This window comes from Streptomyces sp. NPDC052012, from assembly GCF_040689265.1.
Taxonomy (GTDB): Bacteria; Actinomycetota; Actinomycetes; order Streptomycetales; family Streptomycetaceae; genus Streptomyces.
Genome location: NZ_JBFAXA010000023.1, coordinates 51581 through 67415, shown reverse-complemented (window position 1 = coordinate 67415; position 15835 = coordinate 51581). Strand labels below are relative to the sequence as shown.

General features: G+C 71.7%; 15 protein-coding genes. 9 read left to right on the top strand and 6 right to left on the bottom strand.

Annotated features, from left to right (window positions below; genetic code table 11):
- Nucleotides 1-84: 84 nt before the first annotated feature.
- Nucleotides 85-849 (bottom strand): GntR family transcriptional regulator, encoded by a 765-nt coding sequence (locus tag AB0412_RS28695; RefSeq protein WP_366405497.1) that lies wholly within the window; start codon nucleotides 847-849, stop codon nucleotides 85-87.
- Between the two features lie 339 nt (nucleotides 850-1188).
- Here AB0412_RS28695 and AB0412_RS28690 point away from each other — a divergent pair, with 339 nt between their 5' ends.
- From AB0412_RS28690 to AB0412_RS28675, 4 genes are all read left to right on the top strand, one after another.
- Nucleotides 1189-2469, top strand: coding sequence for an extracellular solute-binding protein (locus AB0412_RS28690; RefSeq protein ID WP_366405496.1), 1281 nt, complete (start codon nucleotides 1189-1191; stop codon nucleotides 2467-2469).
- A gap of 88 nt (nucleotides 2470-2557) precedes the next feature.
- On the top strand, nucleotides 2558-3544 hold the full coding sequence (locus AB0412_RS28685) for a sugar ABC transporter permease (protein ID WP_366405495.1): 987 nt from the start codon (nucleotides 2558-2560) through the stop codon (nucleotides 3542-3544).
- Complete coding sequence (locus AB0412_RS28680; protein WP_366405494.1) at nucleotides 3541-4371, top strand: carbohydrate ABC transporter permease; 831 nt, start codon at nucleotides 3541-3543, stop codon at nucleotides 4369-4371. Before AB0412_RS28685 ends, AB0412_RS28680 begins: the two co-directional genes overlap by 4 nt.
- A gap of 9 nt (nucleotides 4372-4380) precedes the next feature.
- Nucleotides 4381-5871 carry a glycoside hydrolase family 3 protein gene (locus AB0412_RS28675; RefSeq protein WP_366405493.1) on the top strand — a complete coding sequence of 497 codons (1491 nt, stop codon included), beginning with the start codon at nucleotides 4381-4383 and terminating at the stop codon, nucleotides 5869-5871.
- 59 nt (nucleotides 5872-5930) lie between these two features.
- Here the strand turns inward: AB0412_RS28675 and AB0412_RS28670 are convergent, their stop codons facing one another.
- Entirely contained in the window at nucleotides 5931-6524 is a 594-nt protein-coding gene (locus AB0412_RS28670) for a YdeI/OmpD-associated family protein (RefSeq protein WP_366405492.1), read from the bottom strand.
- Between the two features lie 193 nt (nucleotides 6525-6717).
- Here AB0412_RS28670 and AB0412_RS28665 point away from each other — a divergent pair, with 193 nt between their 5' ends.
- The 4 genes from AB0412_RS28665 (at nucleotide 6718) to AB0412_RS28650 (ending at nucleotide 9433) form a co-directional block, all read left to right on the top strand.
- Nucleotides 6718-7113 (top strand): cell division protein SepF, encoded by a 396-nt coding sequence (locus tag AB0412_RS28665; protein WP_366405491.1) that lies wholly within the window; start codon nucleotides 6718-6720, stop codon nucleotides 7111-7113.
- A gap of 115 nt (nucleotides 7114-7228) precedes the next feature.
- Nucleotides 7229-8422: an ATP-binding protein gene (locus AB0412_RS28660; protein WP_366405490.1), complete on the top strand. Its 1194-nt coding sequence runs from the start codon at nucleotides 7229-7231 to the stop codon at nucleotides 8420-8422.
- Complete coding sequence (locus AB0412_RS28655) at nucleotides 8415-8771, top strand: nucleotide pyrophosphohydrolase (RefSeq protein WP_366405489.1); 357 nt, start codon at nucleotides 8415-8417, stop codon at nucleotides 8769-8771. The genes AB0412_RS28660 and AB0412_RS28655 overlap by 8 nt, the downstream gene beginning before the upstream one ends.
- Before the next feature lie 191 nt (nucleotides 8772-8962).
- A complete protein-coding gene (locus AB0412_RS28650; RefSeq protein ID WP_366405488.1) occupies nucleotides 8963-9433 on the top strand; it encodes a DUF6099 family protein in 471 nt (156 codons plus the stop codon).
- Nucleotides 9434-10031: 598 nt separating this feature from the next.
- Here the strand turns inward: AB0412_RS28650 and AB0412_RS28645 are convergent.
- Nucleotides 10032-10235 carry a hypothetical protein gene (locus AB0412_RS28645; RefSeq protein WP_366405487.1) on the bottom strand — a complete coding sequence of 68 codons (204 nt, stop codon included), beginning with the start codon at nucleotides 10233-10235 and terminating at the stop codon, nucleotides 10032-10034.
- 169 nt (nucleotides 10236-10404) lie between these two features.
- Here AB0412_RS28645 and AB0412_RS28640 point away from each other — a divergent pair, with 169 nt between their 5' ends.
- Entirely contained in the window at nucleotides 10405-11328 is a 924-nt protein-coding gene (locus tag AB0412_RS28640) for an LLM class F420-dependent oxidoreductase (RefSeq protein ID WP_366405486.1), read from the top strand.
- A 37-nt stretch (nucleotides 11329-11365) separates the two neighbouring features.
- Here the strand turns inward: AB0412_RS28640 and AB0412_RS28635 are convergent, their stop codons facing one another.
- Genes AB0412_RS28635 through mdlC form a run of 3 tightly spaced genes read right to left on the bottom strand, consistent with a single transcriptional unit; the run spans nucleotide 11366 to nucleotide 15765 of the window.
- A complete protein-coding gene (locus tag AB0412_RS28635) occupies nucleotides 11366-12643 on the bottom strand; it encodes an aromatic acid/H+ symport family MFS transporter (RefSeq protein WP_366405485.1) in 1278 nt (425 codons plus the stop codon).
- Between the two features lie 38 nt (nucleotides 12644-12681).
- Nucleotides 12682-14136 (bottom strand): benzaldehyde dehydrogenase, encoded by a 1455-nt coding sequence (locus AB0412_RS28630; RefSeq protein WP_366405484.1) that lies wholly within the window; start codon nucleotides 14134-14136, stop codon nucleotides 12682-12684.
- Between the two features lie 48 nt (nucleotides 14137-14184).
- Nucleotides 14185-15765 (bottom strand): benzoylformate decarboxylase, encoded by a 1581-nt coding sequence (mdlC, locus tag AB0412_RS28625; protein WP_366405483.1) that lies wholly within the window; start codon nucleotides 15763-15765, stop codon nucleotides 14185-14187.
- Nucleotides 15766-15835: the final 70 nt, after the last annotated feature.

Genomic DNA, 15835 nt, shown 5'->3' with positions numbered 1-15835 from the left:
CGAGCGCCCACCATCAGCTCCGGGGCGGTACCTGACCCGCCGCCCCGGAGCGTTGTGACAAAGGGGTCGGAAGGAGGTGCGCCTTCACGGCCCTGGGCGCCGTAGTACCGCCGTGAACCGGTACCGCGACCCCCGGTACACCGAGTGGACCCATTCCACCGGGGTGCCCGTGCTGTCGCGGGAGTGGCGGGAGAGGAGGAGCATCGGGAGGCCCACGTCCGTGCTCAGGAGGGCGGCCTCTCTCGGGGTCGCCGGGCAGGTCTCGATCGTCTCGTCGGCCTCCGCCAGACGGACGCCGTAGACCTCGGCCAACGTCGTGTACAGGGACGTGTAACGGCTCAGGTTGCGGCGCAGGCCCGGGAAACGGGCGTCGGACAGGTGGGTCGTCTCGATGGCCATCGGTTCGCCGCCGGCCAGGCGGAGACGTTCGATGCGCAGGACCCTTGTGCCGGGTTCCACCTCCAGCAGTGCGGCCAGGTCGTCGTCGGCCGGGATGTAGCCGATGTCCAGGACGCGGGAGGCGGGGCTTAGGCCCTGGGCGCGCATGTCCTCGGTGTACGAGGTGAGTTGGAGCGTGCGGTAGACCTTCGGGCGGGCGATGAACGTGCCCTTGCCCTGGATCCGGTCCAGGCGGCCCTCGCTCACCAGCTCCTGCAGGGCCTTGCGGACGGTGGTGCGGGAGGTGCGGAACTCGACCGCGAGGAGGCGTTCGGCCGGCATCGCGGTGCCCGGGGGACGGGCCTCGGTCATCTGCAGGAGCCGCTGCTTGATGCGGTAGTACTTCGGGACGCGGCCGGTCCCGCCCGGCGCCCCCTGTTCGGTTCGGCCGCTGCTGACGTCCGTGCTCATGACCTGCCTTCCGGCTGCGGTGTCCGGCGCGCGGACGGCAGGGGCCGGCCGCGGTGCACGTCGGCGGACGGCCGGGTTCGGCGCCGCACGCTCGGCGATCCCGTTATAACCGTGCGTCTTTGTTTGGTCTAGTCCAACCTCCCGGCGAGCGGTCGACACGTCCGTTTTTGGGCGGAGTTCCCTCCTCCGGCGGGGAGTCGGAACCGTGATGCGACGACCCTTGACAGAGTCATAGGTCTAGGCCAAGCTCCCCTTGCTGGTCTAAACCATTTAGAGGAAGCCGGGTCCCAGCCCGCCGAGCGCGTGGGTGTGCATGGCGTTCCTGAGGAGGGGTGGCGCGTGAAGCGCAAGCTGATAGCCGCGATCGGTATCGCGGGCATGATGGTCTCCATCGCGGCGTGCGGCGGCGACAGCGGCGACGGTGGCGACAAGAAGGCCGGGGCCGACGGCTACGCCGGCGAGACGCTCACGGTCTGGGTGATGGACGGCTCCTCGCCGGACCAGTGGCAGAAGGACCTCACCGCCGAGTTCGAGAAGAAGACCAAGGCGAAGGTCAAGTTCGAGGTCCAGCAGTGGAACGGCATCCAGCAGAAGCTGACCACCGCGCTGTCCGAGGAGAACCCGCCGGACGTCTTCGAGATCGGCAACACCCAGACCCCGGCCTACGCCAAGACCGGCGGTCTCGCCGACCTCGCCGACCTCAAGTCCGAGATCGGCGCCGACTGGACCGAGTCGCTCAACGAGTCGTCCGTCTACGAGGGCAAGCAGTACGCGGCACCCTGGTACTTCGCCAACCGTGTCGTCCTCTACAACAAGAAGGTCTGGGCCGACGCGGGCATCAAGGAGACCCCGAAGACCCGCGACGAGTTCTACGACGCGCTCAAGACCATCGGTGAGAAGACCGACGCCGAGCCGATCTACCTGCCCGGCCAGAACTGGTACCACTTCGTCGGCCTGGTGATCGGCGAGGGCGGCGAACTGGTCAAGAAGGACGGCGACACGTACGTCTCCAACCTCGACGACCCCAAGGTCGCCGCCGCCATGGAGACCTACAAGAAGTTCCAGGCGCTGTCCAAGGCGCCCAAGGACAAGGACGAGGCCACCCCGCAGCAGGGTGAGGTCTTCGCCAAGGGCAAGACCGGCGCGTTCATCGGCATGGGCTGGGAAGCCGGCATCGCGATCAAGGCCAACCCGAAGATCGAGAAGGAGATCGGCTACTTCACGATCCCGGGCGCCACGGCCGACAAGCCCGAGGGCGTCTTCCTCGGCGGCTCCAACCTCGCCGTCGCCGCGGGCAGCAAGAAGCAGGAACTCGCCAAGGAGTTCCTGAAGATCGCCCTGTCCGACAAGTTCGAGGGGCAGCTCGCCAAGCTCAACGGCGTCATCCCCAACAAGGAGTCGCTGCAGAGCAACCTCAAGGGCAACGCCCCCGCCGAGGCCGCCGCGCCGGCCGCCGCCGTCGGTGGCACCACCCCGCTGATCCCGGAGTGGGCCGCGGTCGAGAACGCGCCCAACCCGATCAAGACGTACATGACCGCCGTGCTGAACGGCAAGTCCCCGGCCGAGGCCGCCAAGCAGGTCGAGGGCGAGTTCAACAAGCGCCTGTCGCAGCAGCAGTAGGAGCGCCGGGCGCTCCGACCGGAGCGGGGGCCGACCACTCGGCGGCCCCCGCCCCGCGCTGAGTACGTCGAGAAGAGAGATCGCGAGCATGACCGTGCAGACCGAACGGCCGCCCTCCGGCCCGGCGGACGTCCGCAAGACGGCCGACGGGGGACCCGGCAGGCCCACACCGCGAGCCGCGTCGCGCGCCGGCGCGCTCGCCCCGTACCTGTTGCTGCTGCCCGCCTGCGCGGCCACCGTGCTGCTGCTCGGCTGGCCGCTGCTGAAGGACGTACTGCTGTCCTTCCAGAACCTCAACATGGCGCAGCTGATCCAGCACGTCACCGAGTGGAACGGCATCGACAACTACAAGGAGGTCCTCACCGGCGAGGACTTCTGGCGGGTCACCCTCCGTTCCATCCTGTTCACGGCCACCAACGTCGTCCTGACGATGGTCCTGGGCACCCTGGTCGGTCTGCTGCTCGCCCGGCTCGGCAGGCGGATGCGGTTCACCCTGCTGATCGGTCTGGTCCTCGCCTGGGCCATGCCGGTGGTGGCCGCCACCACCGTCTACCAGTGGCTGTTCGCCCAGCGCTTCGGCGTCGTCAACTGGGTCCTGGACAAGCTCGGCTGGCACTCCATGGCCGACTTCAGCTGGACCAGCAGCCAGATGTCGACGTTCTTCGTCGTCACCGTACTGATCGTGTGGATGTCGATCCCGTTTGTCGCGATCAACCTCTACGCGGCTACCACCACCATCCCCAACGAGCTCTACGAGGCCGCGTCCCTCGACGGGGCCGGGGCCTGGCGGAGCTTCACCACGGTCACCCTGCCGTTCCTGCGGCCGTTCCTCTACGCGACGACGTTCCTGGAGATCATCTGGATCTTCAAGGCGTTCGTCCAGGTCTTCACCTTCAACGGCGGCGGCCCCGACCGGCTCACCGAGATCCTGCCCGTGTACGCCTACATCGAGGGCGTGGGCAACCAGCACTACGGCATGGGCGCGGCGATCGCCGTGCTGACCATCCTGATCCTGCTCGGCCTGACGGCGTACTACCTGAGGATCGTGCTCAAGCAAGAGGAGGACGAGCTGTGAAGCGCTCGCTCTTTTCCCGGGTCTGGCCCAACGTCACGGCCGTCGTCCTGTTCATCGGCTTCGTCTTCCCCGTGTACTGGATGTTCGCCACGGCCTTCAAACCGACCGGCGACATCATCTCGGAGAACCCCGTCTGGTTCCCGACCGACGTCACCTTCGAGCACTTCAGAACCGCGACCGGCGTCGACCACTTCTGGACGTACGTCACCAACTCGCTGACCGTCACCGTCCTCGCCGTCGCCTTCTCGCTGATCATCGCGCTGGCCGGCTCCTTCGCCCTGGCGCGGATGCGGTTCAAGGGGCGGCGCGGTTTCGTCATCGGCTTCATGCTGGCTCAGATGGCGCCCTGGGAAGTCATGATCATCGCGATGTACATGATCGTGCGGGACGCCTCCATGCTGAACAGCCTGGTGCCGCTCACCCTCTTCTACATGATGATGATCCTGCCCTTCACCATCCTGACGCTGCGCGGCTTCGTCGCCGCCGTGCCGAAGGAACTGGAGGAGTCGGCGATGGTCGACGGCTGCACCCGCGCCCAGGCGTTCCGCCGGGTCATCCTGCCGCTGCTCGCCCCCGGCCTGATGTCGACCTCGCTGTTCGGCTTCATCACCGCCTGGAACGAGTTCGCCCTCGTCCTGGTGCTCAACAAGGACGCCGAGGCCAAGACGCTGCCGCTGTGGCTGTCCAGCTTCCAGACCCAGTTCGGCGACGACTGGGGTGCGACCATGGCCGCCTCGTCGCTGTTCGCCGTCCCGATCCTGATCCTCTTCGTCTTCCTGCAGCGCAGGGCCGTCAGCGGCCTGACCGCGGGCGCCGTGAAGGGATAACGCCACCCGATGACGACCACCACCACCGGCACCGACACCCTCACCCGGGACGCGCTCGCCGTACTGCAGCCGGGCTTCGCCGGCACCACCGCGCCCGACTGGGTGCGCCGCCGGCTCGGCGAGGGCCTCGCCTCCGTCGCCCTGTTCGGCCGCAACGTCGTCGACGCCGAGCAGGTCACCGCGCTCACCGCCGCGTTGCGGGCCGAACGGGACGACCTGCTGGTCGCCATCGACGAGGAGAGCGGCGACGTCACCCGCCTGGAGGTCCGCACCGGCTCGTCCTTCCCCGGCAGCCACGCCCTCGGTGCCGTGGACGACGTCGAGCTGACCCGGGACGTGGCCGCCGAACTCGGACGCCGGCTCGCCGCCTGCGGGGTCAACCTCAACTGGGCGCCGTCGGCCGACGTCAACGCCAACCCCGACAACCCGGTCATCGGTGTCCGCTCCTTCGGCGCCGACACCGGCCTGGTGGCCCGGCACACCGCCGCCTACGTCGAGGGGCTGCAGTCCACCGGCGTCGCCGCCTGCACCAAGCACTTCCCCGGGCACGGCGACACCAGCGTCGACTCGCACCACGCCATCCCGCACATCGACCTCGACATCACGACCCTGCACGAGCGGGAACTCCAGCCGTTCCGGGCGGCGATCGCGGCCGGTACGCGGGCCGTGATGAGTGCCCACATCCGCGTGCCGGTCCTCGACCCCGACCGCCCGGCCACGCTGTCCGGCCGCATCCTCACCGACCTTCTGCGCGGTGAACTCGGCTACGAGGGGCTGATCGTCACCGACGGCATGGAGATGCAGGCCATCTCCGGCACCTACGGCCTGGAACACGGGGTCGTCCTCGCCATCGCCGCGGGCGCCGACGCGATCTGCGTGGGCGGCGGGCTGTGCGACGAGGACACGGTGCTCAGCCTCCGGAACGCCCTCGTCGGCGCCGTACGCTCCGGTGAACTGGCGGAGGAACGGCTGGCCGACGCGGCCGCCCGGGTCCGCGCCCTGGCCGACTGGACCAGCCGGGTCCGGCAGTCCGCGGCCCCGTCCGCCGGCGCGCGCCCGGAGATCGGGCTCACCGCCGCCCGCCGCGCCGTGACCGTCACCCGCACCCGTCCCACGGCACCGATCTCCGCACCGGTGTACGTGGCGACCTTCATCCCGGCCGCGAACATCGCCGTGGGCGACGAGACGCCGTGGGGTGTCGGCGTGGAACTGGAGCGGCTGCTGCCGGGCTCCGTCTCGGGCCGCTTCTCCGGTCCCGACGCCGGCGCCGAGGCTCTCCGGGCCGCGGACGGCCGCCGTGTCGTCGCCGTGGTCCGCGACGAGCACCGCCACCCGTGGATGCGCACGGCTCTGGACACCCTGCTCGGCGCCGCACCCGACACCGTTGTCGTGGAGATGGGGGTGCCGCAGTCCCCGCCGCGCGGCGCCCTGCACATCGCCACGTACGGCGCGGCCCGGGTGTGCGGCATCGCGGCCGCGGAGGCGATCGTCGCGGGCTGACCGCGGGCTGACTCGGGAAACCGGTCCGGGCGGTGGCTCTGCCGCCCGGACCGGTGCGGTCAGGGATAGATCTTCTCGCCGGACGTCAGCATCGCGACGAACTTCTCGATGCGGGCCGCCCGGGTCTGCGGGCGCTTGGCGTCCTGGACGCGGTAGAGGATGGCGTAGCGGTTGCGGCTGTCCAGCGCGGCGAAGAAGTCGCGCGCCGACTGCGGGGCGGCGTCCAGGGCCGCGCGCAGGTCGTCCGGGACCGTCGCCGTGCTCTGACTCGCGTACGCCGACTCCCAGCGGCCGTCCGCCTTGGCGCGCTCCACCTCACGCAGACCGGCCGGCCGCATCCGGCCCGCCTCGATCAGCGCGGTCGCCTTCTGCACATTGATCCTCGACCACTTGCTGCGCGGCCGGCGCGGAGTGAAGCGCTGTACCCAGTGCGACTCGTCCAGCTTCTTCTTGTGCCCGTCGATCCAGCCGTAGCACAGCGCCGATTCCAGCGCGGTGGCGTAGTCGATGCCGGGCAGCCCGGAGTCCTTCCTGGGGATCTTCACCCAGATCCCCGAGGCGTCGGCGTGGTGTTCCTCCAGCCACTTCTCCCAGTCGTCCTGCGTGGGGAAGGAGAGGACCGGTTCGCTCGTGTTCTGTGTTCCGCCCGTCATGTCCGCCAGGGAAGCCGATCGGCGGGGGAGTGGTCAACGGCGGCCATGCCGCAGTCCGTACGCCGGCCCGCCGGCGTGGATCGGGGGACGCGCGGGCCGGCGGGTATGGCGGAGCGTGTCGCTGTTGGGCCGAACGGGTGACCATGCGTAAGAATTGCCCGATGCAGACAGCCAGTGCGACCGAGGACGGAGCATGCCGGTGAACAGCCACGATGTCACCGACGAGCAGTGGGAGGGGCTCGCCCAGGTCGTTCCGCTGCGGGGCCGGGACGCCTGGCCGTCCGCGGTGAACCACCGGTCCGTACCGGAGGCCGAGACGGAGGCGCGGCGCCGCTTCGTCGTACTGCGCGTGAACGTGTTCGCGGACGCCCGCGACGTCGCCGAGACGCTGATGGCGGGCGTCCCGGTCCTGCTCGACCTGACCGGCGCGGAGACGGAGGTCGCCAAGCGCGTCCTGGACTTCAGCACGGGCGTCGTCTTCGGCCTGGCGAGCGGAATGCACCGCGTCGACCGCAACGTCTTCCTGCTGACCCCGGCGGGCACGGAGGTCACCGGGCTGATGGAGGGGGTCGGGGTCTCGGGGATGTGAGCGGGGGACGAGCGTCGACGCGGTCGCGCCGCCCTTCCCGGCGGGTCGCTCGTTCGTGGGAAGGGGATCCGAGCGGAACGGTTCCTCCGGTTCCGGTGCCTCTAGCGTCTCGCGCATGACGCTGCCTGCACCTGCCTCCCTCTCCGAGACACCCCTCGCGACCGGCACCCGGCCGCTCGGCGACCGGCAGCGTCCCCTGCGGCCCCGGATCACCGAACTGGTGCTGTCCGCCTTCGGCCGACACCGCAGGGCCGTCCTGGAGTTCGGGGCGTGCACGCTGCTCGCCGGGGGCAGCGGGAGCGGGAAGAGCAGTGCGCTGCGGGCCTTCGAGGCGCTGGCCCGGCTCGGGGGCGGTGCGGAGCTCGGCGAGGTGTTCCCCGAGCCGGCGGTGTGGGTGCCCGAGGGGGCGCGGGGCGACGCGCAGGGGCGGCGGGGGTTCCGTATCGGGTGTGTGGCCGACGGGCCGGAGGGGCCGGTGCGGCTGGAGGTGGCGGTGCAGGCGGAGCCCGAGGCGCGGATCGTGGGGGAGCGGCTCACCGCCCGCGGGCTCGTCCTGCTGGAGACCGCGCTGCGCGACCCCCGGCGACGCGTCGTGCAGGCCGCCTGGCACACCGCGGGCACCGCAGCCGTCACCCGCGGCCGGCTGCCCGACGACCGGCTCGGCACCGCCCTGCTGCCCCTGCGCGTCGCCGGGACGACCCCGGGGCAGCGCACGGTGCTCGCCGCCGCCGAGCAGATGGTGGTGGCCCTGCGCTCCGTCTTCGCCTGCGACCCCCGCCCCGACCGCATGGGCGCCCCCGTGCCGACCGGCACCGGCCGCCTGCTCGGCGGCTGCGACAACCTCGCCGCCGTGTTGTGGCGCACCCGCGCCGAATGCGGACGCCGGCACGCGCTCCTCGTCGACGCCCTGCGCACCGGATGCGCCGGCCCGGTCGCCGATCTGCTGGCCGAGCCCTGCGGCGACGGACGCGTCCGCGCCCTGCTCGACCGCGGCGACGGCACCCGCACCGACCTCGGGCGGCTCGGCGACGGCGAACTGCGCCACCTCGCCCTCGCGCTCGTCCTGCTCACCGGCCCGGGTGTCCTGGAGGTCGACGCGCCCGGCGAGGTCCCGGACGCCCTGCGGACCCTCACCGTGCTGGCCGACAACCTCGACCGCGGCCTGGACCCGCGGCAGCGCACCGCACTGCTGCGGCTGGCGGCGCGTATGTGCGACCGCGGGCACATCCGGCTGGTCGGCGCGGTGAGCGACGCGTCCTGGGCGGCGGGGGCGGACGGGGTGACGGTGGTACACCTGGACCGTGACTGATCACAGCGATCCCCCGGCCGCGTCCCCGGCCGCCCCCGGCCTGCCCGAACTCCAGCGACGCCTCGCCCGGTTCGCCGCCGCCCGGAACTGGCAGCCGTACCACACCCCGAAGAACCTCGCCTCGGCGCTCAGCGTCGAGGCCGCCGAACTCGTCGAGATCTTCCAGTGGTTGACGCCCGAGGAGTCGGCCCGGGTGATGGACGACCCCGGCACCGCGCACCGCGTCACCGACGAAGTCGCCGACGTGCTCGCGTACCTCCTTCAGCTGTGCGAGGTCCTCGGCATCGATCCGCTGGCCGCGCTGGCCGCGAAGATTGAGCGCAACGAGCACAGATTCCCGGCGCCGTAGCCGCATCCACGGTGGGGAGTTGGACACTCCACTTTCACGCTCCGTAGCATAATCGGCTACCGAGTTCGAATTGTTGTCCGCAGATTTCCGTCTTCCTCTGGCTTTTTGTCTCAGTGGCCCTCACTCTGGGTAGTGAACAAGGGAGTTCGGGCGGACGCGTGGGCAGCGCGTCGGACAGACGGGGGCAGCGCATGGACGCTGTGCGGCTCATCGTGACGAGCAGGAGAGCGCTGGCCGCGAGCGGCGGCGTCCCGGAGTTGCTGACCGAGGTGTGGCAGGCGCAGGCCCTCGCGCAGGCCGTGGGCAGCCGTCTCGCCGTCGCCGGACCACCCGAACTGCGCGGCGAGGCACTGGGTCTGACCGAACTGGCGGGCCGCGGCTGCGGGGTGCTGGACACCCCGGTCCTCGCTCCCGGTGAGCTGCGCGCGGCCCAGCTCACCGAACTGGGCGACGCCCGCCAGTCCCTGATGTACCTCGGCGGGCTGCTCGGCGAGGTCGGCATAGCCCTGGTCGGCCTCGCCTGCGCCGCGGACGACGAGGCGACGTACTGGCAGTGCATGGAGGCGATCGACGCGGCGGACGAATCCCGCGACCGCGTTCTGGAGATGCTCCGCAAACTCGCCGACCGCGACGAGGCGTTACCGGAGCGGGAGGCAGGCTAGCCGCCCCCTGCACAGCGCCTGACAGAACGCCAGATCCCGGCCCGGGGGCCTGGACCGACGAGGCCACCGGGCACGGCGGGCCGGCCCTTCTCCCGCACCGGGCCCCTTCCCGCCTGATGCCGCCGCGGTCCCCGACCAACGGGCCCGGCACGACCGCGCCGGCCCACCGCCCCAGGCTCTGTCGTCACGTTCCCGCCTGCCTGGCGACGCCATGCACGTTCCCCCACGGCCTTGAGGGCGTGGGAGGTGCCCCCACTCGCCGCACCGGGCGCCGACCACGTACAACCAGTACGCCGGTCGACGCCCGGCACTCCCCCAGCCTCCGGCCGGGGGGACCCCCAGAGCACGCATCTGACGCCGCCAGGGCCCGCCCTTCGGGCGGACGCCGGGAAGGTGACGACAGGGCCTAGGGCCTGTCGTTTGGATCACGCCGCAGACGCGGGGTCTGGCACGCACATCTGCCGCGTTGTCGTCGGTCGCCGAAGCTCCGCTTCGACTCCCTCCTCCGCCTTGCAGCTGCACGCACCAGACCCCGCTCACCGGCGCTGATCAGGCACCGCCCCTTCCCTGCGACGTGATCCAAACGACAGGCCCTAGCTCAGCCCGCCGCGTCCTCCTCCTCGGTGACCGCTCGTGGCCCGGCCGCCCCGGCGCGGCCCCGCACGCCCGTGGCCGCGCGCAGGTCCGCGTTCAGGGCCGACAGGTCCGCGTTCAGCGTGGCCATCAGCTCTTCCATCTGCTGGAGCAGCCCCTTCGGCCGGGTCGGCTCGCCGTCCTGCTGCGGCGCGGTCTCTTCGGACATGACGGCCTCCTCGGCCCCTGGCCCCGAGGGGCCCACACGGTGACGCCCCGGGCGTATCCCCGACCGGTGCGGGTGCCGGGCGTTCCGGCTCCGTGCGGGCAACGATCTTCATCGGGTGTCGGTCACTGGGGCGGGCATATCAATCGACCGGAGCATGCAGGATGGATGTATGGATCTTCGCATCTTCACCGAGCCCCAGCAGGGCGCCACCTACGACACCCTCCTCACCGTCGCCAAGGCCACCGAGGACCTCGGGTTCGACGCCTTCTTCCGTTCGGATCATTACCTCAAGATGGGCTCCGTGGACGGGCTGCCCGGCCCCACCGACGCCTGGATCACCCTCGCCGGTCTCGCCAGGGAGACCAGGCGGATCCGGCTCGGCACCCTCATGACCGCCGCGACCTTCCGCCTCCCCGGTGTCCTCGCCATCCAGGTCGCGCAGGTCGACCAGATGTCCGGCGGCCGGGTCGAACTGGGCCTCGGCGCCGGCTGGTTCGAGGAGGAGCACAAGGCGTACGGGATCCCCTTCCCCAAGGAGAGGTTCGCCCGCCTCGAGGAGCAGCTGGAGATCGTCACCGGCCTGTGGGCCACCGAGCCCGGCGGGACCTACGACTTCCACGGCACCTACTACGACCTCACCGACTCGCCGGCGCTCCCCAAGCCCGCCCAGTCCAGGATCCCCGTCCTCATCGGCGGCCACGGCGCGCGTCGCACGCCACGGCTCGCGGCCAGGTACGCCGACGAGTTCAACATGCCGTTCGCCTCGCCCGAGGACAGCGCGGCTCAGTTCGGCCGGGTCCGCGCCGCCGCCGAGGAGGCGGGCCGCAATCCGGACGACCTCGTCTGCTCCAACGTCCTCGTCGTGTGTGTCGGCAAGGACGACCACGAGCTCGCCCGCCGCGCCGCCGCCATCGGCCGCGAGGTGGACGAGCTCAAGGCCAACGGTCTTGCGGGCTCCCCGGCCGAGGTCGTCGACAAGATCGGCCGCTACCAGGAGGTCGGCTCCCGCCGGATGTATCTTCAGCTGCTCGACCTGAGCGACCTCGACCACCTGGAACTGATCTCCTCCCAGGTCCAGTCCCAGCTGTCGTAGTCACACGGCGGACCGCTCCGCGGCCGGCGGCGCCCGCTCAGCCGCCGGCCGCGGAACCCGGTGCCGCCTCGCTGCCGCGCGCCCCCGGTTCGCCCCCGCCCGCCCGCGGCAGCGTCAGCACCGCCGCGAACGCGCACACCGCCACCGCCGCGAAGAAGTAGAAGCCCCACGGGTGACCGATGCCCGAGGAGACCAGCGCCCCGGTGATCGACGGGCCGACGATCGACCCGAGCCGGCCGATGCCGGACGCCGAGCCGAGTGCCGTGCCGCGGACCGCGGCCGGGTAGAAGGCCGTCACGTAGGCGTAGACGAGCACCTGCGCCGAGAAGACGAACACGCCGGTGAGGAAGATCACGACGTTGAGCAGCAGGTCGCTGTCCATCTTGATGCTCAGGCACGCCAGCATGACCACCGAGACGGCGAACCAGCCCATCGTGGTGCCCCTGATCCCCCGCCGGTCGGCGACGAACCCGCCGAGGACGAGACCGGCGACACCGCCGACGTTGAGCACCAGGAGCTGGGTGACGGCCGTCGGCACCGGATAGCCGGCGTCGTTCATCAGCTTCGGCAGCCAGGTGTTGAGGCCGTACACCAGCAGCAGGCCCATGAAGGAGGCCACCCAGATGCCGATGCCGGCCCGTAGGTACGCCGGCTTGAGCAGCTCGGTGAACGGCACCCGCTCGGCGTCGTTCTCCTTGGCGCGCACGAACGCCTCCGACTCGGGCAGCCGGTACCACTGGACGGCGGCGACGAACAGGCCGACGACGCCCAGGAGGTAGAACAGGATCTCCCAGTCGTCGGTGACCTGGAGCGCCAGCAGCGAGGTGATGACGGCACCGGTGTGGTAGCCGGTCATCGTCAGGGTGCTGGCCCGCGCCCGGCGGCTGGCCGGCATGTGCTCGGCCATCATCGTGAGCGACACCGGCATGCAGGCGCCGAGGCCGAGACCGGCGATCAGGCGCAGCGCCGCGAACATCGCGACGGAGTTCGCCAGCGGCACCACGAGGGTGAACACCGAGAACAGCACCACCGAGCCGATGAGCAGCTTGCGCCGGCCGAACCGGTCGGCCATCGGGCCGACGCAGACCGCGCCGATGGCCACGCCGACGAGCGAGAGCGTCGCGATGGTGGTCGCGTCGCCCGCGGTCATGCCGAGGTGCTCGGTCTTGAGCAGGGTGGGGATGATGGCGCCGAGGACGACGAGGTCGTAGCCCTCCAGCAGGACGGTGATCCAGCACAGGAGCACGGTCCAGGTGTTGCGTCCGGGAGCGGTGCCGGCCTGGGCCGGTGTGCCGGACGAGGTGACGGAAGCCATGGTGGCATTCCCCCCAGGGGACGAGGCGGGCGGCGGGCTCAGAACGGGTAGTCGGCGATGTCCGGGCGGACCGTGACCCACTGGGTCTCGGTGAACGCCTCGATGTTGGCGGCGGCGCCCCCGAACCGGGATCCGGTGCCGGACGCCTTGACGCCGCCGAAGGGGGCGCCCGGTTCGTCGTCCACGGTCTGCTGGTTGATGTGCACCTTGCCGGAGTCGATCCGGTCGGCGAGCTTCATCGCCGTACCGACGTCACCGAGGATGCCGACGGACAGCCCGTACTCGCTGTCGTTCACGATCCGCGCCGCCTCCTCCAGCGTGGAGAAGCCGAGGACGGGGGCGACGGGGCCGAAGATCTCCTCGCGCCAGGCCGGCATGTCGGGGGTCAGGCCGGTCAGGACGGTGGCCCGGTAGCAGGCGCCGTCGATCTCACCGCCCGCGGCGACCTTCGCGCCCGCCGCGACGCTGTCCGTGACGATGCCGTGCACCCGCTCCAGCTGGCGCCGGTCGATGATCGGGCCGAGCGCCACGTCCTCGCGGGCCGGGTCGCCGACGGGCAGCGCCTCGGCCTTCGCGGCGAGCGCCGCCGTGTACTCCTCGAGCAGCGACTCGTGCACGAGGTGCCGGCCGGTCGTCATACAGATCTGGCCCTGGTGCAGATACGAGCCGAACGCGCCCGCCGAGGCCGCCTTCCGCACGTCCGCGCCCGGCAGCACCACCAGCGCGTTGTTGCCGCCCAGTTCGAGATGGGCGCGCTTGAGCAGCCGGCCCGCCCGCTCGCCGATGGCCCGTCCCACGGGGGTCGAGCCGGTGAAGGACACCACCCGCACCTCGGGTGCCTCGACCACCGCCTCGCCCACCGCGCCGTCGCCCGGCAGCAGATGCAGGACCCCGGCGGGCAGTCCCGCCTCCTCGAAGACGCGGGCGATGACGACACCGCCGCTGACCGCCGTGCGCGGATCCGGCTTGAGCAGTACGGCGTTGCCCAGCGCGAGCGCCGGGGCGACCGAGCGCAGGCCCAGGACGAGAGGGAAGTTGAACGGCGCGATCACGCTGACCACTCCGGCCGGGCGGCGGCGGGCCAGAGACCAGCGGGCCTCCTCGGAGGTGAGCACCTCGCCCTGCGGGTGGGTCGGCAGGCCCGCGCACTCGAAGCACTCGCCGATCGCGAGCCCCACCTCGAAGCCGGCCTTGGAGCGCACCGAGCCGGCCTCCCGCACCAGCCAGTCCTCGATCTCGGCGGCGTGCTCGGTGAGGAGTTCGCCCGCGCGGCGCAGTACGGCGGCCCGCTGCCGCGGCGGGGTCACGGCCCAGGCGCGCTGCGCCTCGGCGGCCCGTGCGGCGGCGCGGCTCACGTCCTCGGCGCCGGCCAGACCCACCGTGCCCAGGCGGTCACCGGTCGCGGGTTCGACGACGGGCTGCCCGGTGGGGGAGTCCTGCCAGCCGTCGCTGAAGAACTTCCCGCCCCAGACGTCGCTGTCCAGGAATGTCATTGAGGTTCCCTCTCTGTGATGGGGTCTCGCGGCTCGTGCGGAGGGTGGTCAGGAGGGCGTGGTGAGCGCCGTGTCCACCTGGAGGAGACGGGGATGGTCCGGCGTCTCGGCGAACGCGGCGCGCAACTCCTCGGCGTCGCCGACGTGCCGGGCCCGGACGCCGTAGCCCTCCGCGATCCGGGTGAAGTCCATGCCGGGGATGTCCAGGCCAGGTGCGTCCGGCACGCCGAGCAGGCCGCCGAACCAGCGCAGCGCCCCGTAGGTGCCGTTGCGCAGCAGCACGACGGTCAGCGGCACCCGGTGCTGGGCGGCCGTCCACAGGGCGGTGATGCCGTAGTTGGCCGAACCGTCGCCGATCACGCCGACGACGGGCCGGTCGGGCTGCGCCATCGCCACGCCGACCGCGCCGGGCAGCCCGAAGCCGAGTCCGCCCGCGGCGGGGAAGTAGTAGGAGCCGGGCCGGCGCAGATCCATCTGGCGCCACCAGGCGGCGTTGGTCGAGGTCGACTCGACGACGTACGCGGTGTCGCCGGGCAGCTCGTCGCGCAGCGCGGCGAACACCTGCTCGGGGTGCAGTGCCCGTCCCTCGGCGGTGTGCGGCTCGGGGGCCGGCGCATACGGGCCGGCCGGTGCGCCGGGTCCGCCGAGCGACGTCAGCAGCAGGTCGATCACCGCCCCTGGGTCGGCGACCAGCGCCTCGCCCATGGGCGCCCGTGCCGCGGCCGAGGCGTCCTCGGTGACCTGGACGAGCCGCGTGCCCTCGGGCAGATACCGGCCGGGGAGGTACTCGTGGTACCGGAACACGGGGGCGCCGAGCACCAGCACCAGGTCGTGGCCCTCGAAGGCCCGGGAGACCGGCGCGATCCCGGCGGGCAGCACCCCGCGGAACAGCGGGTGCCGGTTGGGGAAGGGCAGCCGGAACTGCGACGGGGCCGCCCACACCGGGCAGCCCAGGCGCTCCGCCAGCCGCACCGCGTCGTCGAACAGGCCGGCCGCGTCGATGTCGCCGCCCAGGACGAGCGCGGGCCGCCGGGCCGCCGCCACCTGTTCGGCGAGTCGGCGGCCCTGCCCGGCGTCGGGCACGGACGCGCGCCGTACGTCCCGGTCGAGTACGGCCAGGCTGTTGTCGTCGGCCTCGGCGGCCCAGTCGTCGTACGGGACGGACAGATACGTCGGCCGCCGCTGCAGACGCGCCTCGAAGACGGCCTGGGCGAGGGCACGCGGCACGTCTCCGGCGCACGCCGGCTCCGCCGCCCAGCCCACCAGCGGCTTCATCAGCGCCGCAGCGTCCACGTTGGCCAGGTTCGCCTCCGGGCCGATCGCGGACCGCACCTGCTGACCGGCCACCACCACCAGCGGAGTGCGGGAGGCCACCGCGTTCGTCAGCGCCCCCATCGCGTTGCCGGAGCCCGAGGCGGCGTGCAGGTTGACCAGCACCGGGCGGCCGGTCGCCTGGGCGAACCCGTCGGCCATGCCGACGACCGCGCCCTCGTGCAGACCGAGGACATAACGGAAGCTGTCGGGCAGTTCGGCGAGGAACGGCAGCTCGTTGGAGCCGGGGTTGCCGAAGACGGTGGTGAGGCCCTGACGCTCCAGGAACTCGTGGGAGACGCGACGCACGGAGGGCAAGGACGTTCCTTTCGACGTGATGCGCGACACGCTAAGGAACCCTGCGACATGGGCACCAATAGATGTTTCG

Coding starts and splice junctions, on each gene's coding strand:
- AB0412_RS28695 (WP_366405497.1), bottom strand. CDS start 849: ATGAGCACGGACGTCAGCAGCGGCCGAACCGAACAGGGGGCGCCGGGC.
- AB0412_RS28685 (WP_366405495.1), top strand. CDS start 2,558: ATGACCGTGCAGACCGAACGGCCGCCCTCCGGCCCGGCGGACGTCCGC.
- AB0412_RS28675 (WP_366405493.1), top strand. CDS start 4,381: ATGACGACCACCACCACCGGCACCGACACCCTCACCCGGGACGCGCTC.
- AB0412_RS28670 (WP_366405492.1), bottom strand. CDS start 6,524: ATGACGGGCGGAACACAGAACACGAGCGAACCGGTCCTCTCCTTCCCC.
- AB0412_RS28665 (WP_366405491.1), top strand. CDS start 6,718: ATGCCGGTGAACAGCCACGATGTCACCGACGAGCAGTGGGAGGGGCTC.
- AB0412_RS28660 (WP_366405490.1), top strand. CDS start 7,229: ATGACGCTGCCTGCACCTGCCTCCCTCTCCGAGACACCCCTCGCGACC.
- AB0412_RS28650 (WP_366405488.1), top strand. CDS start 8,963: ATGGACGCTGTGCGGCTCATCGTGACGAGCAGGAGAGCGCTGGCCGCG.
- AB0412_RS28645 (WP_366405487.1), bottom strand. CDS start 10,235: ATGTCCGAAGAGACCGCGCCGCAGCAGGACGGCGAGCCGACCCGGCCG.
- AB0412_RS28640 (WP_366405486.1), top strand. CDS start 10,405: ATGGATCTTCGCATCTTCACCGAGCCCCAGCAGGGCGCCACCTACGAC.
- AB0412_RS28635 (WP_366405485.1), bottom strand. CDS start 12,643: ATGGCTTCCGTCACCTCGTCCGGCACACCGGCCCAGGCCGGCACCGCT.
- AB0412_RS28630 (WP_366405484.1), bottom strand. CDS start 14,136: ATGACATTCCTGGACAGCGACGTCTGGGGCGGGAAGTTCTTCAGCGAC.